This window comes from Modestobacter excelsi (genome assembly GCF_005930495.1).
GTDB classification, from domain to species: Bacteria; Actinomycetota; Actinomycetes; order Mycobacteriales; family Geodermatophilaceae; genus Modestobacter; species Modestobacter excelsi.
The window spans coordinates 1-20,568 of sequence record NZ_SJEX01000066.1; the positions used below are offsets into that span (position 1 = coordinate 1).

The 20,568-nt window shown below is 72.9% G+C and carries 23 protein-coding genes; 21 read left to right on the forward strand and 2 right to left on the reverse strand.

Annotated features, from left to right (window positions below):
* From treZ to FHL80_RS18630, 4 genes are all read left to right on the forward strand, one after another.
* The coding region (treZ, locus tag FHL80_RS18615; RefSeq protein WP_138734861.1) for a malto-oligosyltrehalose trehalohydrolase at positions 1 to 1,555 on the forward strand (1,555 nt) is incomplete at its 5' end.
* Between the two features lie 2 nt (positions 1,556 to 1,557).
* Positions 1,558 to 2,301 (forward strand): dihydrofolate reductase family protein, encoded by a 744-nt coding sequence (locus FHL80_RS18620; protein WP_138734862.1) that lies wholly within the window; start codon positions 1,558 to 1,560, stop codon positions 2,299 to 2,301.
* Positions 2,298 to 2,909: an NUDIX hydrolase gene (locus FHL80_RS18625; protein ID WP_138734863.1), complete on the forward strand. Its 612-nt coding sequence runs from the start codon at positions 2,298 to 2,300 to the stop codon at positions 2,907 to 2,909. Before FHL80_RS18620 ends, FHL80_RS18625 begins: the two co-directional genes overlap by 4 nt.
* A 25-nt stretch (positions 2,910 to 2,934) precedes the next feature.
* The gene (locus FHL80_RS18630) at positions 2,935 to 3,972 is read left to right on the forward strand and encodes a TIGR03617 family F420-dependent LLM class oxidoreductase (RefSeq protein WP_138734864.1); all 1,038 of its coding nucleotides are present in this window, start codon (positions 2,935 to 2,937) and stop codon (positions 3,970 to 3,972) included.
* Between the two features lie 4 nt (positions 3,973 to 3,976).
* On the opposite strand, the gene FHL80_RS18635 is transcribed toward FHL80_RS18630, so the two are convergent.
* Positions 3,977 to 4,810 carry an alpha/beta fold hydrolase gene (locus tag FHL80_RS18635; RefSeq protein WP_138734865.1) on the reverse strand — a complete coding sequence of 278 codons (834 nt, stop codon included), beginning with the start codon at positions 4,808 to 4,810 and terminating at the stop codon, positions 3,977 to 3,979.
* A gap of 751 nt (positions 4,811 to 5,561) precedes the next feature.
* Between FHL80_RS18635 and FHL80_RS18645 the strand changes: the two genes are divergently transcribed.
* The 7 genes from FHL80_RS18645 to FHL80_RS25695 all read left to right on the forward strand — a co-directional run bounded on the left by FHL80_RS18645 (position 5,562) and on the right by FHL80_RS25695 (position 12,554).
* A complete protein-coding gene (locus FHL80_RS18645) occupies positions 5,562 to 5,960 on the forward strand; it encodes a GNAT family N-acetyltransferase (protein WP_138734885.1) in 399 nt (132 codons plus the stop codon).
* A gap of 53 nt (positions 5,961 to 6,013) precedes the next feature.
* Positions 6,014 to 7,102 carry an ATP-dependent DNA ligase gene (locus tag FHL80_RS18650; protein ID WP_138734866.1) on the forward strand — a complete coding sequence of 363 codons (1,089 nt, stop codon included), beginning with the start codon at positions 6,014 to 6,016 and terminating at the stop codon, positions 7,100 to 7,102.
* Between the two features lie 96 nt (positions 7,103 to 7,198).
* Complete coding sequence (locus FHL80_RS18655) at positions 7,199 to 8,773, forward strand: alpha/beta hydrolase (RefSeq protein ID WP_138734867.1); 1,575 nt, start codon at positions 7,199 to 7,201, stop codon at positions 8,771 to 8,773.
* Positions 8,774 to 8,794: 21 nt separating this feature from the next.
* Positions 8,795 to 9,799, forward strand: a complete 1,005-nt coding sequence (locus tag FHL80_RS18660) for a serine hydrolase domain-containing protein (protein WP_138734868.1) — start codon at positions 8,795 to 8,797, stop codon at positions 9,797 to 9,799.
* An 87-nt stretch (positions 9,800 to 9,886) separates the two neighbouring features.
* A complete protein-coding gene (locus tag FHL80_RS18665) occupies positions 9,887 to 10,957 on the forward strand; it encodes a DNA polymerase domain-containing protein (RefSeq protein WP_138734869.1) in 1,071 nt (356 codons plus the stop codon).
* A 52-nt stretch (positions 10,958 to 11,009) separates the two neighbouring features.
* Positions 11,010 to 11,933 (forward strand): tyrosine-type recombinase/integrase, encoded by a 924-nt coding sequence (locus FHL80_RS18670; RefSeq protein ID WP_138734870.1) that lies wholly within the window; start codon positions 11,010 to 11,012, stop codon positions 11,931 to 11,933.
* Positions 11,934 to 12,416: 483 nt separating this feature from the next.
* Entirely contained in the window at positions 12,417 to 12,554 is a 138-nt protein-coding gene (locus FHL80_RS25695) for a hypothetical protein (RefSeq protein WP_216870866.1), read from the forward strand.
* Positions 12,555 to 12,686: 132 nt separating this feature from the next.
* Here the strand turns inward: FHL80_RS25695 and FHL80_RS18680 are convergent, their stop codons facing one another.
* Positions 12,687 to 13,346 carry a TetR/AcrR family transcriptional regulator gene (locus FHL80_RS18680; RefSeq protein ID WP_138734871.1) on the reverse strand — a complete coding sequence of 220 codons (660 nt, stop codon included), beginning with the start codon at positions 13,344 to 13,346 and terminating at the stop codon, positions 12,687 to 12,689.
* Positions 13,347 to 13,467: 121 nt separating this feature from the next.
* On the opposite strand from FHL80_RS18680, the gene FHL80_RS18685 reads away from it, so the two are divergent.
* The 10 genes from FHL80_RS18685 (at position 13,468) to FHL80_RS18720 (ending at position 20,498) form a co-directional block, all read left to right on the forward strand.
* Positions 13,468 to 15,096, forward strand: a complete 1,629-nt coding sequence (locus FHL80_RS18685; protein WP_138734872.1) for an acyl-CoA carboxylase subunit beta — start codon at positions 13,468 to 13,470, stop codon at positions 15,094 to 15,096.
* Complete coding sequence (locus FHL80_RS18690) at positions 15,093 to 15,323, forward strand: acyl-CoA carboxylase subunit epsilon (protein WP_246078787.1); 231 nt, start codon at positions 15,093 to 15,095, stop codon at positions 15,321 to 15,323. The genes FHL80_RS18685 and FHL80_RS18690 overlap by 4 nt, the downstream gene beginning before the upstream one ends.
* 37 nt (positions 15,324 to 15,360) lie before the next feature.
* Positions 15,361 to 17,115 (forward strand): acetyl/propionyl/methylcrotonyl-CoA carboxylase subunit alpha, encoded by a 1,755-nt coding sequence (locus FHL80_RS18695; protein ID WP_138734873.1) that lies wholly within the window; start codon positions 15,361 to 15,363, stop codon positions 17,113 to 17,115.
* Positions 17,112 to 17,417, forward strand: a complete 306-nt coding sequence (locus FHL80_RS18700; protein ID WP_246078788.1) for a hypothetical protein — start codon at positions 17,112 to 17,114, stop codon at positions 17,415 to 17,417. The genes FHL80_RS18695 and FHL80_RS18700 overlap by 4 nt, the downstream gene beginning before the upstream one ends.
* On the forward strand, positions 17,414 to 17,575 hold the full coding sequence (locus tag FHL80_RS26380) for a hypothetical protein (RefSeq protein ID WP_246078789.1): 162 nt from the start codon (positions 17,414 to 17,416) through the stop codon (positions 17,573 to 17,575). The genes FHL80_RS18700 and FHL80_RS26380 overlap by 4 nt, the downstream gene beginning before the upstream one ends.
* Positions 17,572 to 18,240, forward strand: a complete 669-nt coding sequence (locus tag FHL80_RS18705; RefSeq protein ID WP_281283541.1) for a methylmalonyl-CoA mutase family protein — start codon at positions 17,572 to 17,574, stop codon at positions 18,238 to 18,240. Before FHL80_RS26380 ends, FHL80_RS18705 begins: the two co-directional genes overlap by 4 nt.
* Before the next feature lie 2 nt (positions 18,241 to 18,242).
* A complete protein-coding gene (locus FHL80_RS26785) occupies positions 18,243 to 18,383 on the forward strand; it encodes a hypothetical protein (RefSeq protein WP_281283542.1) in 141 nt (46 codons plus the stop codon).
* A 179-nt stretch (positions 18,384 to 18,562) separates the two neighbouring features.
* Positions 18,563 to 19,114: a biotin transporter BioY gene (locus tag FHL80_RS18710; RefSeq protein ID WP_500684524.1), complete on the forward strand. Its 552-nt coding sequence runs from the start codon at positions 18,563 to 18,565 to the stop codon at positions 19,112 to 19,114.
* An 11-nt stretch (positions 19,115 to 19,125) separates the two neighbouring features.
* Positions 19,126 to 19,863 (forward strand): energy-coupling factor ABC transporter ATP-binding protein, encoded by a 738-nt coding sequence (locus FHL80_RS18715; RefSeq protein WP_138734875.1) that lies wholly within the window; start codon positions 19,126 to 19,128, stop codon positions 19,861 to 19,863.
* Positions 19,860 to 20,498, forward strand: a complete 639-nt coding sequence (locus tag FHL80_RS18720) for an energy-coupling factor transporter transmembrane component T family protein (protein ID WP_138734876.1) — start codon at positions 19,860 to 19,862, stop codon at positions 20,496 to 20,498. Before FHL80_RS18715 ends, FHL80_RS18720 begins: the two co-directional genes overlap by 4 nt.
* Positions 20,499 to 20,568 lie beyond the last annotated feature (70 nt).

A 20,568-nucleotide genomic window follows, 5' to 3' on the forward strand; every position in this document is an offset into this window, starting at 1 on the left:
GCCCGACGGCGTGCACGGCCTGTCCCGCCGCTTCGACCCCACCGCCCACACGTGGGGCGACCGTGCCTGGACCGGCCGACCGCTGGCCGGCGGCGTCGTCTACGAGCTGCACCTGGGCACCTTCACCACGGAGGGCACGCTCGACGCCGCCGCCCGCAACCTCGACCACCTGGTCGACCTCGGCGTCGACTTCGTCGAACTGCTGCCGGTCAACGCGTTCAACGGCACCCACAACTGGGGCTACGACGGCGTCGCCTGGTACGCCGTCCAGGAGACCTACGGCGGCCCGGCCGCCTACCAGCGCTTCGTGGACGCCTGCCACCAGCGCGGCCTCGGGGTCATCCAGGACGTCGTCTACAACCACCTGGGCCCGTCGGGGAACTACCTGCCGGAGTTCTTCCCGGTCTTCGCCGAGGGCGGGGCGAACACCTGGGGCAACTCGATCAACCTGTCCGGGCCGGACTCCGACGAGGTCCGCCGCTACATCATCGACAACGCGCTGATGTGGCTGCGGGACATGCACGTCGACGGGCTGCGGCTGGACGCCGTGCACGCGCTGGTCGACGAGCGGGCCACCCACGTGCTCGAGGAGATGGCCGCGGAGGTGGAGAAGCTCTCGGTCGCCGAGGGCCGCCCGCTGACGCTGATCGCCGAGAGCGACCTCAACGACCCGAGCATGGTCACCCCGCGGGTGGCCGGCGGCAAGGGCCTGGACGCGCAGTGGAGCGACGACTTCCACCACTCGCTGCACACCCAGCTGACCGGCGAGGCCCAGGGCTACTACGCCGACTTCGCCGCCGGCGGCCTGGGCGGGCTCGCCAAGGTGCTCACCGGGGCCTACTTCCACGCCGGGGACTGGTCGAGCTTCCGCCGGCGGCACCACGGCCGGCCGGTCGACACCACCTCGCTGCCCGGCTGGAAGTTCCTGGGCTACCTGCAGGACCACGACCAGATCGGCAACCGCGCCGTCGGTGACCGGATCTCGGCCACCCTCTCCCCCGGCCTGCTGGGCGTCGGCGCGACGCTGGTGCTCACCAGCCCGTTCACGCCGATGCTCTTCATGGGCGAGGAGTGGGGCGCCTCCACGCCGTGGCAGTTCTTCACCAGCCACCCGGAGCCGGAGCTGGGCAGGGCGACCGCAGAGGGCCGGATCGGTGAGTTCGCCGAGCACGGGTGGGACGCCGCCGTCGTCCCCGACCCGCAGGACCCGGAGACCTTCACCCGCTCCAAGCTGGACTGGTCCGAGCTGGCCGAGGAACCGCACGCCCACCTGCTCGCGGTGCACCGGGCGCTCATCGCGCTGCGGCACGCCCACCCCGACCTGGTCGACCCCGACCTCACCGCGATGGCGTGCAGCTGGGACGACGCCGACCGCTGGCTCGTCGTCCACCGTGGTTCGCTCCGGGTCGTGGCCAACCTGTCCGACTCCGCCCGCGAGGTCGACCTGGACGTGCCGGTCCACGACGTCCTGTTCACCAGCGGGGAGCTGCCGGAGCTCGACGGCTCGCAGGTGACGGTGCCGGCCGAGACGGCCGTGGTCCTCTCCACCCGCTGACCGTGCGGCAGCTGCTCCCCCCGCCGGACGGCGCGGACGCCGGGGTGCTCGACGACCCCGGGCTGGCCGACGCCTACCGGGTGCCGGCCGGCCGGCACCTCCGGGTCAACTTCGTGGCTGCGCTCGACGGCGCGATCAGCGTCGAGGGGCGCAGCGGCGGGCTCGGCTCGGACGGCGACCGGCGGGTGTTCCGCGTGCTGCGCGCCCTGGCCGACGCCGTGCTGGTGGGGGCCGGCACAGCGGCGGCGGAGGGGTACCGGCCGATCACCGCGGACTCGGCGGTCGGGCTGCTCCGCGCCCGGCTCGGCCGGCCCGCCGTCGCCCCCGTCGTCGTCGTGTCCCGGCGAGCGTCGCTGTCCCCCGTCGACCAGCTGGTCACCGGCGCCGTCACACCGACGGTGCTGGTGACCTGCGCGGCCGCCGATCCCGACCGGCGCACGGCCCTGGCCGCCGCCGGGGTGGACGTGCTGGTCTGCGGGGACGACGAGGTGGACCTGCCCACTGCCCTCACCGCGCTCGCCGACCGCGGGGTCGAGCAGGTGCTGTGCGAGGGCGGGTCGGCGCTGTTCCGGGCGGCGCTGGCCGCCGGGGTCGTCGACGAGCTGGACCTGACCATCGCCCCGCTGCTGGTCGGCGGCGGGCCGGGACTGCTGGCAAGCGCACTGCCCGGCCCCGCCCGGGCCGAGCTGCTCCAGGTGCTCGCCGAGGACGACGTCCTCCTCACCCGGTACGCCCTGCCGCGGTGAGCCGGCCGGCGGACCTCGGGCGTGACGTCGCCGCTGCACGCGTCGCCGGCTTCGCCCGACGGGCGGTGGACCGGCCCGACCTCCGGCACGCCGGCGTGGCGGTCTGCGTCACTGAGGACGACGCACAGGAGTGCCTGCTGGTCACCCGCCGCGCGGCGGGGCTCCGGGCCCATGCCGGCCAGTGGGCGCTGCCCGGTGGCCGCATCGAGCCCGGGGAGTCGGCGGTCGACGGAGCGCTGCGCGAGCTGCGGGAGGAGGTCGGTCTGGTCCTCGGCCCGGACGCCGTCCTCGGCCTGCTGGACGACTACGTGACCCGCTCGGGTTACGTGATCACCCCGGTGGTGTGCTGGGCGGGGCCGCCCGGCGAGCTGACCCCGGCGGAGGCCGAGGTCGCCGCCATCCACCAGGTCCCGCTGGTCGACCTCGATGTCCCGCCGCGCTTCGTCACCATCCCGGAGTCCGACGCACCGGTGGTCCAGCTGCCGCTGCTCGGCGGTCTCGTGCACGCGCCGACCGCCGCGATCGTGCACCAGTTCTGCCAGGTGGCCTGCCATGGGATCCCCACCCGGGTGGCCCACCTGGAGCAGCCGGTCTTCGCCTGGCGCTGAGGTCGGGTGGCGCTACGGTCCGCCCATGACGCCAGCCACGGTGGTCCTGCCCCTCGACGTCCCCGGGGGTGCGCTGGCCGGGGTGGCCGAGGCCGCACGGTCGGTCGAGGACGCCGGTCTCGACGGCGTCACCGCCGCCGAGCTCACCTCCGACCCGATGCTGCAGCTCACCGTCGCCGCCGGGGCGACCTCCCGGATCGGCCTCGGGACGAACATCCTGGTCGCGTTCGCGCGCTCGCCGATGACGCTGGCGGTCCAGGCCCGCGCCCTGCAGGACTACAGCCGCGGGCGGCTGGTGCTCGGGCTCGGCAGCCAGATCAGGCCGCACATCGAGCGGCGGTTCTCGATGCCCTGGAGCTCCCCGGCCGCGCGGATGGCGGAGTTCGTCTCCGCCATGCGGGCCATCTGGGCGGCCTGGGCGACCGGCGAGCAGCTGGACTTCCGCGGCGACTTCTACCGGCACACCCTGATGACGCCGATGTTCACCCCGCCGACCCTCTTCCCCGACCCGGAGGTCCTCGTCGCCGGCGTCGGTCCGAGGATGACCGAGACGGCGGGGGCGGTCGCCGACGGGCTGCTCGTCCACCCGTTCACCACCGAGCGCTACCTGCGTGAGGTGAGCGTGCCCGCGCTGGCGCGCGGCGCCGAGCGGCGCACCGGCTCCTCCACGCCGCAGGTCGTCGACGCCACCTTCCTCGTCACCGGCCGCACCGAGGAGGAGCTCGCCGCCTCCGCCCGCGCGGTCCGCCAGCAGCTGGCCTTCTACGGCTCGACCCCGGCCTACCGCCCGGTCCTGGACCTGCACGGCTGGGCCGACCTCGGCGACGAGCTGAACCGGCTGTCCCGGACCCGGGCCGCCGACCGCTGGACGGCCATGGGCGAACTCGTCGACGACGAGGTGCTGCACACCTTCGCCGTCGTCGCGGAACCGTCGGCCGTGGCGGCGCGGCTGGCCGAGCGGGGAGCCGGTGTCGTCACCCGCTTCGCCGTGAACGGGATCGGCGTGCCGACCCCCGAGCTCCTGCTGCAGATCGCGGCGGACCTCAAGGACGCCGTGGGCTGAACCGTCAGCCCACGACGTCGCGGAACCGGGTCGCGAAGGCGGCCGGGTCCTCGAGGAAGCCCACGTGCGAACCGGGGAACATCGTCGGCTCGAGGCCGAGGCGGGCCGCCAGCGCCCGGGAGGTGCGGTCGCAGAGCTCACCGGCCGACGCCTCGCCGATCCCGACCACCACGCGGGTCGGCACAGCACGCAGCACCGCGAGGTCGGGCTGCCACCTCGTCGTGCCCCGGAGCTCGTGGAGGAAGAAGTGCCGTTCGTCGGCGACCGCCTGGGCGTCGCGCTCGGCCTCCGGCGGCGGGGCGGTGTGGGCGTCGTCCTCGGGGACGACGATGTCGCCGACGGCCATGAACTCCCGCCAGGCCGCGGCCGACCCCTCCGCGAGGTAGGTCGCCATGATCCGCTCGGTGCCTGCCCGCAGCCGGTCGCGGTCGTCGACCAGCTCCGACAGCGGCGGCTCGTGGGCGACGACGGTGATGACCTGCTCGGGGTGCGACTGGGCCAGGGCCAGCACGGTCACCGCGCCGCCGCTGGACCCCAGGGCCACGGCCGGTCCGGCGCCGAGGTGGCCGATCAGCCGGGAGAGGTCGTCGGCGCGGAGTTCCGGGGTCGAGTCCTGCTCCGGGTCGTCGACCGGGCTGCGGCCGACACCGCGTGGGTCGGTGGTGAGCACGGTGTGGTCCTCGGCCAGCAGGCCGGCCAGCGGTGCGAAGGCGTCGGCCCCCATCGGAGCGCCGACCAGCACGACCAGAGGACCGCTGCCCCGCACCTCGTAGTGCAGCCGCGCTCCCGGCACGCCCAGCGTCCCGGCGGTGACGGCGGTGGCAGCAGTGGTGGTCATGGGTCCTCCTGGCAGGGACGGCGATGCGGTGGTGCAGGGAGGACCCGACGCGCCGTCGGAACTCATCGCGGAACTGTCGTACCCCGTACGTGTGTTCGACCCATGGCAGCGACGGTCGACGTGCTGGTGGACCTGGGTGAGAGCACCGTGTCGCTGCGCGGCCCGGGTCGGCGCCCTCGGCCTGACCGCCCCCGAGGGCGGATCGCTGAGGTTTGCGATCACCGGCCCGGACGGGGAGCTGCTGGCCACCTCACCCCCGCCGAACTGGATCGGCTGGCCCGCCGCGGCTGCCCCGTCCACCCCGACACCGACTGCGCCTGCCCGGTGACCCGGCGGCCACCGCAGACCGACGCCTACACCCCCACCGGCCGGCAACGGGCGTTCGTCAGCACCCGCGACCGGCGCTGCCGGTTCCCCAACTGCGGCCAACGCGTCGGCTGGGCCGACCTCAACCATGTCGTCAGCGCCGCGTGCGGCGGGGCGACCGACTGCGCCAACCTGTGCTGCCTGTGCCGCTCCCACCACCGGCTGAAGACCTTCGCGCCGGGCTGGCGGTTCACCATGACCCCCGACGGCGTCCTCCAGGTCACCACCCCGTCCGGCGTCACCCGCACCACGAGGCCACCGGGCATGCGACCACCCCGCCCGCGGCAGCACCCGAGCCACCCCGCCCGCCGACGACCCACCGCCCTTCTGGTCCTCCGCGGAAGTCGCTGGCTGCGGCGCGCGCGGCGTCCCTACCCTGCGCGGCGTGGAGATCAGGTGGCGTGGGCCGTTCACCAGCAGCGAGGCCAACCTGCTGCACGCGGAGGCCTTCGGCACCCGCGTGTTCGGCGACACCGAGTGGAACTGGCGCGACCAGGTGGCTGCGCACAGCCTCGGCTGGGTCACTGCCCGGAGCGGCGAGGACCTGGTCGGCTTCGTCAACGTGGTCTGGGACGGCGAGGTGCACGCCTGGCTGCAGGACGTGATGGTCGCGGCGGCCAGCCGGCATCAGGGCGTCGGACGCCGGCTCGTCGACGCCGCCCGGGACGGCGCCCGCGCGGCAGGGTGCGACTGGCTGCACGTGGACTTCAGCGACGAGCTGACGCCCTTCTACCTCGACACCTGCGGCTTCCGCCCCACCCGAGCTGGGCTGATGGCGTTGTGAACCCGCTGCGGCCTTCCGGCACAGCAGCGAGCCGAACTGCTTGACTGACCGCCATGGACCTGCCCGTGATGCCCCCGGTCAAGCCGATGCTCGCCAAGCCCGCGGCGAAGCTGCCCACCGGAGAGGGCTGGTTCTACGAGCCCAAGTGGGACGGGTTCCGCTGCATCGTCTTCCGGGACGGCGACGAGGTGGAGCTGGGCAGCCGCAACGAGCGCCCGCTGACGCGTTACTTCCCCGACGTCGTCGAGGCGGTCAAGGCCCAGCTGCCGGAACGGTGCGTCATCGACGGGGAGATCGTCGTCCCCCGCGGTGACCGGCTGGACTTCGAGTCGCTGCTGCAGCGCATCCACCCGGCCGCCTCGCGGGTGACCAAGCTGGCCACCGAGACCCCGGCGTCCTTCGTCGCCTTCGACCTGCTCGCGCTGGGCGACGAGTCGCTGCTGGAGACGCCCTACGCCGAGCGGCAGTCCCGGCTGCGCGAGGCGCTGGCCGGCGTGCAGGCGCCGGTCTACGTCAGCACCGTCACGGAGGACGCCGAGGTCGGGCAGCGCTGGTTCGAGGAGTTCGAGGGCGCAGGCCTCGACGGCGTCATCGCCAAGCGCGGCGACCAGGTCTACGCCCCCGACCAGCGGCTGATGACCAAGGTCAAGCACGTGCGGACAGCGGACTGCGTCGTCGCCGGGTTCCGCTGGCACAAGAGCGGCCCCGTCGTCGGCTCGCTGCTGCTCGGGCTCTACGACGACGCCGGGAGCCTGCAGCACATCGGCGTCGCCGCCTCCTTCCCCATGGCGCGCCGGGCCGAGCTGGTCGAGGAGCTCGCCCCCTACCGGGCCGAGGCGCTCGACGGGCACCCGTGGCAGGACTGGGCCAACGCTGAGGCCCAAGAGCGGGACCGTACAGCCGATGGCGAGCACCGGATGCCCGGCGCCACCAGCCGCTGGAACGCCGGCAAGGACCTGTCCTGGGTGCCGCTGCGCCCCGAACTCGTGGTGGAGGTCAAGTACGACCAGCTGGAGGGCAGCCGGCTGCGGCACACCGGCCAGTTCCAGCGCTGGCGGACCGATCGGGACGCCCGGTCGTGCACGTACGACCAGCTCGAAGTGCCCGTGAAGTACGACCTCGCCGAGGTGCTGGGCGGCTGACGCGCGGGGCCGAAGGGGGTTCCCGGATCCCGCTGAGCGGTTCCTCACGGTCCCGCGCGCTGCCGCATCCGCGGCGGGCTCCTACTCTGGTTGATCATGACCGCGCACCGCCGCCTGACCGCCACCGGCGGAACCCTCCTCGCGCTCGCCCTCACGCTGGCGGGCTGCACGTCGTCCGGGGACGACGCGGAGACGGCCGCCGCCAGTTCGTCCGCGGCGGCCGCGAGCTCCGCGGAGGCAGCCGCGGCCAAGCCGATCGAGTGGCAGGACTGCAGCAGCCAGATCGACCCGATCATCGCCGGGCGCCCCGGTGCCGACCGTGACCTGGCGTTCCAGTGCGGCACGACGACGGTCCCGGTCAGCTACGAGGACCCGACCGGCGGCACCCTGCAGCTGTTCCTGGTGAAGGCCACGCTGGCCGGACAGGTGAACCGGATCGGCTCTCTGGTGGTCAACCCCGGCGGCCCGGGGCAGTCGGCCACCGATGCGGCGATCCAGTCCGCGCTGACGTTGCCGACCGACGTCCTCGGCCGGTTCGACGTCGTCGGCGTCGACCCCCGCGGCGTGGGGCTCTCCGACCCCGCGGTCGAGTGCATCAGCGACCAGCAGAAGGACGAGCTGTCCGCCGCAGACCCCCGTGCCACCGACGCCGCCTCGCTGGCCACCGCGTTCGGCCGGGTGGACGCCGTGGCGGACGCCTGCGCGGAGAAGTACGGGGACGCGCTCGGCGCCTTCGACACCGTGGACTCCGCCCGGGACATGGACCTGGTCCGCCAGTCCCTCGGCGACGAGCAGCTGACCTACCTGGGCTACTCGTACGGGACGACGCTCGGCTCGACCTACGCCGAGCTGTTCCCCGACCGGGTGCGGGCGATGGTCCTCGATGGCGCCGTCGACCCCGACATGGGGCAGCAGCAGTCCGCCGAGGCGCAGGCGCAGGCCTTCGAGGCCGCGTTCGACGCCTTCGCCGCCAACTGCACCTCCCTGGTCAGCGGCTGTCCGCTGGGCTTCGACCCACGGCTGTTCGTCACCGACCTGCTCAACCAGGCCGCGGCCGCCCCGATCCCCAGCAGCCGCCCGGGCGAGACCCGGCAGGCCACGCCCGGACTCGTCCTGGAGGCCGTCCGGTCGGCGCTGTACCAGCCCAGCGCCTGGCCCCAGCTGACCCAGTCGCTGGCGAACGCCCGCAACGGCGACGCCGCCGGCGTCCTCACCCTCGCCGACACCTACACCGGCCGGAACGACGACGGCACGTACACCAACGTCGTCGACGCCAACGTGGCGGTGACCTGCGCGGACACCGACGAGGAGTTCACCCGGGAGCAGGTGGGCGCGCTGGTCACCGACTGGGGCACCCGGTACCCGCTGTTCGGCGCGGACGCCGCGCTGGGGCTGTACACCTGCTCGGCCTGGGACGCCCCGCGCACCCCGCTGCCGGCCCGGGACGCCGCGGGCAGTGCGCCCATCGTGGTCATCGGCACGCAGGGCGACCCGGTGACCCCGGTGGTCGGCGCCGCGGACATGGCCGCGGACCTGGCGAGCGGGGTGCTCCTCACCTGGCAGGGCTCCGGGCACACCGCCTACCCCAAGACCGCCTGCGTGACCGCGGCCGTCGACGCCTACCTGATCGACCTCGTCGTCCCGCAGGACGGACTGACCTGCCCGGCCTGACCGCGTCCTAGGGTCGGCCGGATGGCGGACCTCGAGGGCTCCATCGACCGGCTGGCGGCGGAGACCGGGTTCTCCGGGGTGGTCCGGGTCGACCGCGGCGGCCGGGTCGAGCTGGCTCAGGCGTACGGACTGGCGCACCGCGGCTGGGCCCTGCCCACCACGGTCGACACCCGGTTCGCCGTCGCGAGCGGCACGAAGGGCCTCACCGCCCTGACCGTGGCGAGCCTGGTCGAGGAGGGCCGGCTGGCGCTCGGCACCCGCGCGCGCGAGGTGCTCGGCGAGGACCTGCCGCTCATCGACGACCGGGTGACGGTCGAGCACCTGCTGGCCCACCGGTCAGGGATCGGCGACTACGTCGACGAGGACGCCATGCCGTCAGCGACGGCCTACGTGCTGCCGGTGCCCGTGCACCGGCTGGTCACGACCGAGGACTACCTCGCCGTCCTGGACGGCTACCGGCAGGCGTTCCCGCCCGGCGAACGGTTCGCGTACAACAACAGCGGGTTCGTCGTCCTCGCGCTGATCGCCGAGCGGGTGGAGGGTGCCCCGTTCGCCGACCTGGTCCGGTCGCGCGTGTGCGACCCCGCCGGCATGGCCGACACCGAGTTCCTCCGCTCGGACGAGCCCACGGGCCGCACGGCCCTGGGCTACCTGGACGGCGAGGGCCTGCGGACCAACGTCCTGCACCTGCCGGTCCGCGGCAGCGGGGACGGCGGGGTGTACACGACGGCGGCCGACGTCCACTCGCTGTGGTCGGCCCTGGACGCGGGCCGGATCGTGCCGGTGGAGCGGGTGGCGGACATGGTGCGGCCGCGCAGCGACGTCCCCGCCGAGTCCATGAGCTACGGCCTGGGCTTCTGGCTGCACCGGAGCAGCGAGGCGGTCGTCCTGGAGGGCGCTGATGCCGGCGTCTCGTTCCGGACCGTCCACGACCGGGCGGCCGGCGTGACCCACACCGTGCTGTCCAACACCACGGACGGGGCCTGGCCGATGGCCCGGCACCTGCAGGAGCTGCTCACCCCCTGAGGGTGGAGGTGCTGCCGCGGCGGCCGACGGCGGGGCAGACTGCTCCCCCCGGGCACGCCCCGCCCACCGGAGAGAACGGAGCCCCTCGTGGCCAGCAGCAAGGACGCCGTGATCCTGGACGTCGGCGGGCACGAGGTGCGGGTCAGCAGCCCGGAGAAGCCGTACTTCGGCGACAAGGGCATCCGCAAGATCGACGTCGTCAACTACTTCGTCTCGGTCGGCGAGGGCATCCTGTTCGCGTTGCGCGACCGGCCGACGACGCTGGAACGGTGGCCCGGTGGCGTCTTCGAAGGCGCCCGGCTCTCCACCCGGATGGACAACACCGGCGATGCGTTCTACCAGAAGCGGGTGCCGAAGAACGCGCCCGAGTGGGTGCCGACGGCGCACATCACCTTCCCCAGCGGCCGGACCGCCGACGAGATCGCACCGGACTCGGTCGCCGTCGTCGCCTGGTGCGCCAACCTGGGCACGCTGACCTTCCACCCGTGGCCGGTGTCGAAGACCGACGTGGAGTCCCCCGACCAGATCCGCATCGACCTCGACCCGCAGCCGGGCACCGACTTCTCCGACGCCGTGTGGGTGGCCCCGCACGTGCGCGAGCTGCTGCACGAATTCGGCATGGAGGGCTGGCCGAAGACCTCCGGCGGCCGCGGCGTGCACGTGTACGTGCCGATCCAGCCGCGGTGGACCTTCCCCGAGGTGCGCCGGGCGGTGATCGCCTTCGGCCGCGAGCTGGAACGGCGGATCCCCGAGCGCGTGACGATGAACTGGTGGAAGGAGGAGCGCGGCGAGAAAATCTTCATCGACTACAACCAGATGGCCCGGGACCGGACGATCGCCAGCGCCTACTCCATCCGGGCGAAGTCGCACGCTCCGGTGAGCGCCCCGCTGGACTGGGACGAGCTGCCCGAGGTCTCGCCGTTCGACTTCGACGTCCTCACCATGCCGGCCCGGTTCGCCGCCGTCGGCGACAAGCACGCCGGGCTGGCCGACCACGCCTTCGGCATCGAGCCGCTGATCGAGATGGCCGACAAGCAGGAGCGCGACCTCGGGCTGGGCGAGATGCCCTATCCCCCGGACTACCCGAAGATGCCCGGCGAGCCCATGCGGGTCCAACCGAGCCGCGCCAAGCGTCCTACCAGCGAGAATGCCACATGATGCGATGTCGCGAGGGGTAGCACATCGCTCGCTCGCCGGATAACCTCCCGGAATGCCGGTGCGGCTCGAGGACCTGCTTTCGTCATTCCGTCGGCACCTGCGCGCCGCCAGCAAGGCCCCGCGCACCATCGAGCTGTACAGCCAGAGCGTCCGGTACTTCAGCAACTGGCTCGTCGCGCACGACCGGCCGGCGACGCTGGACGAGCTGACCCGGCACGCGATCAGCGCCTGGCTGGCCGAGCTGGCCGAGAACTGCGAGGCCTCGACCGTGGCCACCCGGCTGCGTGGGATGCGGCGGTTCTGCCGCTGGCTGGTCACCGAAGGCGAAGTCGACAAGGCGCCGACCGACGGCATCGAGATCGCCACCCCGCCGGACAAGCCGGTGCCCATCCTGACCGACGCGGAGATCACCGCGCTGCTGAAGACGTGCGCGGTCGGCCGGGGCCGTCCGGGGGTGTTCGCTCGCCCGATCTTCTTCGGACGTCGCGATGAAGTGGTGCTGCGGCTGCTGCTGGACACCGGCATCCGGGTGTCGGAACTGTGCGGCCTCAACCTCACCGACATCGACTTGGAGCGTGAGCTCGCCTATGTCATGGGGAAAGGCTCGCGACCGCGTGTCGTGCCGTTCGGCGCCAAGACCGGTCAGGCCATCGACCGCTACCTCCGTGTGCGAGCTCTGCACGCGCATGAGAGCTCACCTCGACTACTGCTCGGACTGCGCGGGCCGATGACCGTCGACGGCGCCCGGGAGGTGCTCAACGTCCGCAGCGCCCAGGCCGGGCTGGAAGGCGTGCACCCGCATCGGTTCCGGCACACGTTCGCCCACCGCTGGCTGGCCGGCGGCGGGCAGGAGCGGGACCTGATGATGCTGGCCGGCTGGCGCAGCGACGACATGCTCAGCCGGTATGCCGCCTCCACCGCGGTGGAGCGCGCGCACGAGGCACACCGCCGCCTCAGCCTCGGCGACCGGCTGTAGGTCTCAGGAGCGACGCCCGGAACGACGGGCCTGCGCCGACGCCCGCGCCAACCGGAGCATGTGTGCGGTCATGAGCGCGTCCGCCCGGCGCGTGCGCTCAGCTGCGTCCAGGACGCCTTGGGGGTCGGCCTCACGCTCGAACCTCGCGCGCAGCCCTCGTCGAGCGGGCTCAGTCGCTGCACTTCGATCGGCGGTGCGAGCCCACCGTTCGGCGGCCGCGATGCGCGCGATGACCGCGCGATCCTGGCGTTGGCCGTTCGAGTCCCCTGTCGCGCCACTACCAGTAGTTCGGGTCATGCATCCTCCGCCCGGAGGAGTCACCGCCACAGCGGCAGCAAGCTCATCCGTCATAGGCGTCCGAAGGACTTAATCGCTGACAAGACCGAGCGGGACGCGCGCATGCGACCCTTGACCCCCAGCCACCTGCGCGGGGTGCACTGCCGTCCACCTAAGTCCTCTTTGCGCTGGCCAGACGGTTGATCGGTGCGCCGCAGTCCGCCCCGGTACGGCGTCGTCCGGGCCGCGTTGCTGTACCGGTTGCTGTACGCAGGCGCCGTCCTGCACTGCTCCAGTTCATTGATCACCTTCGAGCGGCGCCGCAGCTCACCGGATCGCTGCTGACCTTCGGTCAGCGTGATGAGGACCGGAACCGACTCCTTGGCGCTGGGCGCGTGAAGGTCAACCGCAAGAGCGTCTCCGGTTGGCACCACGCAGATGTCGTCCGAGGGACGACGGCTGGCGCGGTCGTTCAAGTCAGTCGACCGAACCCTCGACGGCTCGCCGGAGGACCGTCTCAATGTGCTCCATCGACACGCCGTGCGGAACCACGATGACGGCCGGCGGACCGCTCTCGGTCGTGCTGACGAAGGTTTGATGCACCGTTGCCAGAGCCGCCTCGATCTCTCGCTGCGGACTGGCACTCTCGCCGCGCAGCCACCGTCGGAGCACGCGGTTGTGCGCCGCGACTACAGCGGCCGCCGTCACTTCGGCTCTCAGCTCGGAGTCGTTCGAGCCATCTCCCAACGCACTGAGGTGGCGGCGGAACAGCTGCTGGTACCTGGCCCCACTCACCAACTCGCGTTCGCGCAGCGCAGGCACGGTGGACGTGAGGCGATAACGCTCCCGCGCACGCTCACCTTCGGCGATGTAGTGGAAGAGCACCAGCTTCACCGCGTCAGTGACCGCGCCGAGCGCCGAGTCTGCGTGGGACGTGCTCAGACGCGCCTCCACCCGGCTCAGGATGGTGTCGTGATCGGGAAAGACGACGGCTTCCTTGGAACCGAAGGAACGAAAGAAGGTGCTGCGGCTGATACCTGCTTCGGATGCGATGTCGTCGACCGCCGTGGCGTCATAGCCGCGCATGGCGAACAAGCGGAAGGCCGCTTGCACGATCTCGTCTCGGCCGGCTGCCATGGCTCCCCTCTACTCCAGTGATGGACATCCTGCCTGATGACACTTAGTCTCATTGCGTGACACTGGGGTTCAGGACCATCTCACCATCGGCTTGCCAGGCCCACCGCTCAAGCGCGATCTCATGAGTGCCGCCGAACTGGAGGGCGCGGGTGACCATGTCCCCGCCGACACCGATCTGCACACGACGGCCGGGAAGCTGGCCGACTTCGAGCGCCGCGTGGAGGAGGCTACCCACGCCGGGTCGGCGCGGGCGGTGGACAAGCAGCACGCCGCGGGGAAGATGACGGCCCGGGAGCGGATCGAGGCGCTGCTGGACCCGGGCTCGTTCACCGAGCTGGACGAGTTCGCCCGGCACCGGTCGGCCAACTTCGGCATGGACGCCAACCGGCCCTTCGGCGACGGTGTGGTCACCGGGCACGGCACGGTCGACGGCCGCCCGGTCTGCGTGTTCTCCCAGGACGTGACGGTGTTCGGCGGCAGCCTCGGTGAGGTCTACGGCGAGAAGATCGTCAAGGTGCTGGACCTGGCGATGCGCACCGGCTCCCCGATCATCGGCATCAACGAGGGCGGTGGCGCGCGGATCCAGGAGGGCGTGGTCTCCCTGGGCCTGTACGCGGAGATCTTCCGCCGCAACGTGCACGCCTCCGGGGTCATCCCGCAGATCTCGCTGGTGATGGGCGCGGCGGCCGGCGGGCACGTCTACTCCCCCGCGCTGACCGACTTCATCGTGATGGTCGACCAGACCAGCCAGATGTTCATCACCGGCCCCGACGTGGTCAAGACCGTCACCGGTGAGGACGTCACGCTCGAAGAGCTCGGCGGGGCGCGCACCCACAACACCAAGTCCGGGGTCGCCCACCACCTGGCCGCCGACGAGGCCGACGCCATCGACTACGTCAAGGCGCTGTTGTCCTACCTGCCGTCCAACAACCTCGACCCGCTGCCGGTCATCGAGGCCGCGCCGGTCGACATCGCGCTGCCCGACGCGGTCACCGAGGAAGACCGCGAGCTGGACACCTTCATCCCGGACTCCCCCAACACCCCCTACGACATGCACACCGTGATCGAGCACGTGCTCGACGACGGTGAGTTCCTCGAGGTGCAGGCGCTGTGGGGCGCCAACATCGTGGTCGGCTTCGGCCGGGTGGAGGGCCGCCCGGTCGGCGTGGTGGCCAACCAGCCCACCCAGTTCGCCGGCACGCTGGACATCGACGCGAGTGAGAAGGCCGCCCGCTTCGTGCGCACCTGCGACGCCTTCAACATCCCGGTGCTGACCTTCGTCGACGTCCCCGGCTTCCTGCCCGGCACCGAGCAGGAGTGGAACGGGATCATCCGCCGCGGCGCGAAGCTGATCTACGCCTACGCCGAGGCGACCGTCCCGCTGATCACCGTGATCACCCGCAAGGCCTACGGCGGCGCCTACGACGTGATGGGCTCCAAGCACCTCGGCGCGGACGTGAACCTGGCCTGGCCGACCGCGCAGATCGCCGTCATCGGCGCGCAGGGGGCGGTGGGGATCCTGTACCGCAAGGAACTGGCCGCCGCCGAGGACCCCGAGGCCCTGCGTGCGGAGCTGATCGGCGAGTACGAGGACACCCTGGCCAACCCCTACCTCGCCGCCGACCGCGGCTACGTCGACGCGGTCATCCCCCCGTCGCACACCCGCATTCACGTCGTCCGGGCGCTGCGGCTGCTGGCCAACAAGCGCCAGACGCTGCCGCCCAAGAAGCACGGGAACATCCCCCTGTGACGGCCGAAGAGATCGAGGGGACCCCGGCACCGCTGCTGCGGGTCGTCCGCGGCCAGCCCACGCCCGAGGAACTCGCCGCGCTCACCGTCGTCGTCGCCGCCCTGGCCCAGCAGCAGCGTCCCCGCCGCCGGCCCACCCCAGTCGGCGCGTGGGCCTCCCGCACCGAGGCCGTCCGAACACCGCTGCGCCACGGCCCCGGTGGCTGGCTGGCCGCCGCGAGGCACTGACACCACCCGAGACAACCTCCACAGAAGGAGCCCGCACGTGCAGAAGGTCCTGATCGCCAACCGCGGTGAGATCGCGGTCCGGGTGGCCCGCGCCTGCCGGGACGCCGGGCTGACCAGCGTCGCCGTCTACGCCGAAACCGACCGGGACGCGCTGCACGTCCGCGTCGCCGATGAGGCCTTCGCCCTGGGTGGCACCACGCCCGGTGACTCCTACCTGGTCATCGACAAGGTCATCGACGCCGCGCGCGCCTCCGGCGCCGACGCGGTGCACCCCGGCTACGGGTTCTTGAGCGAGAACGCCGAGTTCGCCCGGGCCGTGCTCGACGCCGGGTTGACCTGGATCGGCCCGCCCCCGCAGGCGATCCTCGACCTGGGTGACAAGGTCGCCGCCCGGCACATCGCCACCCGGGCCGGCGCCCCGCTGGTGCCCGGCACCACCGACCCGGTCGGCGGGGCCGACGAGGTCGTCGCCTTCGCCTCCGAGCACGGGCTACCGGTGGCGATCAAGGCCGCGTTCGGCGGCGGCGGGCGTGGGCTGAAGGTCGCCCGCACCATGGAGGAGATCCCCGAGCTGTTCGACTCCGCCGTCCGCGAGGCGGTGTCGGCCTTCGGCCGCGGCGAATGCTTCGTCGAGCGGTTCCTGGACAAGCCCCGCCACGTCGAGGCCCAGGTGCTCGCCGACACGCACGGCACCGTGATCGTGGTGGGCACCCGCGACTGCTCGCTGCAGCGGCGCAACCAGAAGCTCGTGGAGGAGGCTCCGGCACCGTTCCTCACCGACGAGCAGCGGGAACGGATCCACTCCTCGGCCAAGGCGATCTGCGCCGAGGCCGGGTACGTGGGTGCGGGCACCGTGGAGTACCTGGTGGGGGCCGACGGGTCGATCTCCTTCCTGGAGGTCAACACCCGGCTGCAGGTCGAGCACCCGGTCAGCGAGGAGACCTCCGGCATCGACCTGGTGCGCCAGCAGTTCCGGATCGCGCAGGGCCTGCCGCTGGAGATCACCGAGGACCCGACCCCCCGCGGGCACAGCATCGAGTTCCGGATCAACGCCGAGGACGCCGGCCGCAACTTCATGCCCGCCCCCGGCCCGGTCACCCGGCTGGAGATCCCCCAGGGCCCCGGCGTGCGCTGGGACTCCGGGGTCGAGACCGGCGGTGAGGTCGCCGGGGCGTTCGACTCGATGCTGGCCAAGCTGATCGTCACCGGCGCCACCCGCACCGAGGCGCTGCAGCGGGCCCGCCGGGCGCTGGCCGAACTCGTCGTGGAGGGCATGCCCACGGTGGTCCCGTTCCACCGTGCCGTGGTCGCCGACCCCGCGTTCACCTCCGAGCCGTTCAGCGTGCACACCCGCTGGATCGAGACCGAGTGGGACAACCAGGTCCCGCCCTACGGCCCCGCGGCCGAGTCCGAGGACGCCGAGCCCCGGCAGACCGTGGTGGTCGAGGTCGGCGGACGCCGGCTGGAGGTGTCCCTGCCCGCCGGGCTCGCCGCCGGCGGGCCGGCCCCGGCGGGCAACGGGGCCAAGCCCCGCAAGCGCGCCGGGGGGCACAAGAGCACGGCCGCCTCGGGCGACTCCCTCACCGCGCCCATGCAGGGCACCATCGTGAAGGTCGCCGTCGCCGACGGCGCCACCGTCGCCGCCGGCGACCTGGTCGTCGTGCTCGAGGCGATGAAGATGGAACAGCCGATCACCGCGCACAAGGCCGGCACCGTGTCCGGCCTGACCGCCGAGGTCGGCGCCAGCGTCACCAGCGGCGCCGTCCTCTGCACCATCAAGGACGGCGAATGAGTCTCGATCACGGCAGCCCGCCGCCGGCCGAGCCGGAGGCCCCTGAGGGGCTCCAGCTCGCCGGGGAGTTCCCTGCGGCGGGTCGGGCGCAGTGGCGGGACCTGGTGGCCGGGGTGCTGTGCAAGGCCGGACGGGAGGAGCTGCCCGACCCGGTGGAGGACGCGCTGCGAGTGCCGGTGGCCACCGGGGTGTCGGTCGGGCCGCTATACACGGCGGAGGACGCCGGTGACCTGCCGGCGCTCGCCGGGGTGCCGGGGCTGCCGCCGTTCGTCCGCGGCTCGCGGGCCGGCGGGCGGGGGTGACCGCGGCCGGTTGGGACGTGCGGCAGCGGCACGCCGACCCCGACGTGGCGCTGACCCGGGAGGCGATCGCGGCGGACCTGGAGAACGGCGTCTCCTCACTGTGGCTGGTGCTCGGCGAGGGCGCGGTGCGCGGATCGACTCCGGGCGGCAGCCGGTGATCGGGATCAACAAGTACCGGGTCGACGCCGACGAGGCGGTCGAGGTGCTCAAGGTCGACAACGCCGACGTGCTGGCCCAGCAGAAGGCCAAGCTGGCCGAGCTGCGCGCCTCCCGGGACGGCGCGGCGGTGGCGGAGTCGCTGCGCCGGCTCACCGACGCCGCGCGGGCCGCGGCCGAGGGGCGCCGGGGCAACGACCTGGGGTCCAACCTGCTCAAGCTGGCCGTCGACGCGGCCCGGGCGAAGGCCACGGTGGGGGAGATCTCCGACGCACTCGAGGAGGTCTACGGCCGGCACTCGGGGCAGGTGCGCACCATCTCGGGGGTCTACCGCGACGAGGCCGGCAAGGACGGCGCGGTGGCCGAGACCCGGGCGATCGCGGCCGAGTTCGCCGAGGCGGAGGGACGCCGGCCGCGGATCCTGGTGGCGAAGACGGGCCAGGACGGCCACGACCGCGGCCAGAAGGTCATCGCCACCGCCTTCGCCGACCTGGGCTTCGACGTCGACGTCGGGCCGCCGTTCCAGACCCCCGAAGAGGTCGCCCGCCAAGCTGTGGAGGCCGACGTGCACGTCGTCGGCGTCTCCTCCCCCGCCGCCGGGCACCTGACCCTGGTGCCCGCGCGCTGCGCGACGCGCTGGCCGAGCTCGGTGCCGACGACGTCCTGATCGTGGTCGGCGGGGTCATCCCGCCCGACGACGTCCCGACGCTGAAGGAGATGGGCGCGGTCGCCGTCTTCCCGCCCGGCACCGTCATCGCCGACGCCGCGCAGGACCTGCTCCACACCCTAAAGGAATCACTCGGTCACTGACCCACAAGCGAACGCCCGGTGAGCACGGGGTCACGGGTGCGCAAATCCACATGCTGACTGCTCCGACGAACCCTCCATCCACATCCTCGTCGAAAGGTACAGATCCGATGTCCTACCGCGCTGCTGACCCCACACCTGCTCGAACGCGATCGAAGACCGGAAACGGAGGGACGCGTGACCTGGCGTACGTGGCCCTCTTCGCCGCCATCGTCGCCGTGCTCGGGGTCATCCCGCCGGTCGCCGTCCCGGTGATCCCGGTGCCGATCACCGCGCAGACCCTCGGGGTGATGCTGGCCGGCTCGGTGCTGGGCGCCAGGCGCGGCGGGCTGGCGCTGCTGCTGTTCCTGGCCGTGGTAGCCGTCGGCGCCCCGGTGCTGTCCGGCGGGCACGGCGGGCTCGGCGTCTTCGCCGGACCCACCGCGGGCTACCTGTACAGCTGGCCGATCGCCGCGTTCGTCATCGGCTGGCTGACCCAGCTGTTCTGGCGGCGGTTCAACGCCGGCTACGCGTTCCTGGCCAACGTACTCGGCGGGATCGTCGTCATCTACGCCATCGGCATCCCGTTCACCAGCCTGTACGCCGACGTGCCGCTGTGGACCAGCTTCACCGGGTCGTTCCTGTTCCTGCCCGGTGACCTGGTCAAGGCGTTCATCGCCGCGCTGGTCGCCGACAGGGTCCGCCGCTCCTACCCGGTGATCGAGCTGCCCGCCCGGCAGCCGGCGCACCGCTGACCTCCTCCCCCGTGGCCCGAGCGTGGCGGCGGGCCGCCCCGCCGGCCGAGGACCCCGCCGTCCGCTCCCGCAGCGGGATCGAGCTCCTCGACGTCGGCCACACCTACGGCGACCGTGTCGTGCTGCGGGAGGTCTCGCTAGTGCTGCCCGAGCACCGGGTCGCGGTGATCGGCAGCAACGGCTCGGGCAAGAGCACCCTGGCCCGGCTGCTCAACGGGCTGGTGCTGCCGACCTCCGGGCGGGTGCTGGTCGACGGCCTGGACACCGCCACCGACCTGCGCGCGGTGCGCCGCCGGGTCGGCTTCGTCTTCCAGGACCCCGACGCACAGATCGTGCACCCCACCGTCGCCGAGGACGTCGCCTTCGGGCTGCAGAACCAGCGGGTGCCGGCGGCCGAGCGGGACCAGCGGGTGACCGAGGTGCTGGCCCGCTACGGCCTGACCGAGCACGCCGACCACCCGGCGCACCTCCTGTCGGGCGGGCAGAAGCAGCTGCTGGCGATCGCCGGGGTGCTGGTGATGCGGCCAGCGCGGGTGGTGTTCGACGAGCCGACGACGCTGTTGGACCTGGCGAACCGGCGGCGCGTCGGGCGGGTGATCGAGGAGCTGGAGCAGGACGTCGTGGTCGTCACCCACGACCTGGACCTGCTGGCCGGGTTCGACCGGGTGCTCGTGGTCGAGGACGGCCGGGTGGTCGCCGATGGCGGCCCGGACGAGACCGTCGGGTGGTACGTGGCGCGGATGTCATGAGCACGCTGGCCCTGTACTCGCCCCGGCTGAGCCCGCTGCACCGGACCCCGGCCGGGGTGAAGCTGGCGGCGCTGGGGGCGCTCAGCGTGCTGCTGTTCGCCGTACCGCGGCTCCCGGTGGCGCCCGCGGCGCTGGCCGTGGTCGTCGTCCTCGCGCTGGGCGGGGCCCGGCTGACCCCGAGGCAGCTGCTGGCCCAGCTGCGCCCGGTGTGGCTGTGGCTGGTCGGGCTGCTGGCGTTCCACCTGGTCGTCACCGACCTGGCGAGCGGCTCGCTGGCGGTGCTGCGACTGGCGGCGCTGGTGTTGGCCGCGGCGGTGGTCACCGCGACCAGCAAGGTCGCCGACCTGGTGGCGGTCATCGAGTGGCTGTGCGCGCCGCTGCGTCTGGTCGGCGTGCGCCCGGGCCGGATCGGGCTGGCCATCGCGATGACGCTGCGCTTCATCCCGCTGGTCGCCGAGCGGGGGGCCCGGATCCGCGAGGCGCAGGCGGCCCGCGGGGCGACCCGGCCGATGTTCCTCATGCTCGTGCCGCTGCTGGTGCAGGTACTGCAGCTGGCGCACACCACGGCCGAGGCGCTGGACGCGCGGGGTGCCGACGACGAGCCGCCACCGCGCCCGCTGTGGAGGCGATCGTGAGCGGCCCTGACCGGGGTGGTGTTCGGGCTGCAGCGGCGCCCGACTCCATCGGCCGCTCGGCTCCTGTACC

Excerpts from the sequence above, each read along its gene's own strand:
- FHL80_RS18630 (WP_138734864.1), top strand. The coding sequence starts at position 2,935 with ATGACGCCAGCCACGGTGGTCCTGCCCCTCGACGTCCCCGGGGGTGCG.
- FHL80_RS18635 (WP_138734865.1), bottom strand. The coding sequence starts at position 4,810 with ATGACCACCACTGCTGCCACCGCCGTCACCGCCGGGACGCTGGGCGTG.
- FHL80_RS18650 (WP_138734866.1), top strand. The coding sequence starts at position 6,014 with ATGGACCTGCCCGTGATGCCCCCGGTCAAGCCGATGCTCGCCAAGCCC.
- FHL80_RS18655 (WP_138734867.1), top strand. The coding sequence starts at position 7,199 with ATGACCGCGCACCGCCGCCTGACCGCCACCGGCGGAACCCTCCTCGCG.
- FHL80_RS18660 (WP_138734868.1), top strand. The coding sequence starts at position 8,795 with ATGGCGGACCTCGAGGGCTCCATCGACCGGCTGGCGGCGGAGACCGGG.
- FHL80_RS18670 (WP_138734870.1), top strand. The coding sequence starts at position 11,010 with ATGCCGGTGCGGCTCGAGGACCTGCTTTCGTCATTCCGTCGGCACCTG.
- FHL80_RS18680 (WP_138734871.1), bottom strand. The coding sequence starts at position 13,346 with ATGGCAGCCGGCCGAGACGAGATCGTGCAAGCGGCCTTCCGCTTGTTC.
- FHL80_RS18685 (WP_138734872.1), top strand. The coding sequence starts at position 13,468 with ATGAGTGCCGCCGAACTGGAGGGCGCGGGTGACCATGTCCCCGCCGAC.
- FHL80_RS18700 (WP_246078788.1), top strand. The coding sequence starts at position 17,112 with ATGAGTCTCGATCACGGCAGCCCGCCGCCGGCCGAGCCGGAGGCCCCT.
- FHL80_RS18720 (WP_138734876.1), top strand. The coding sequence starts at position 19,860 with ATGAGCACGCTGGCCCTGTACTCGCCCCGGCTGAGCCCGCTGCACCGG.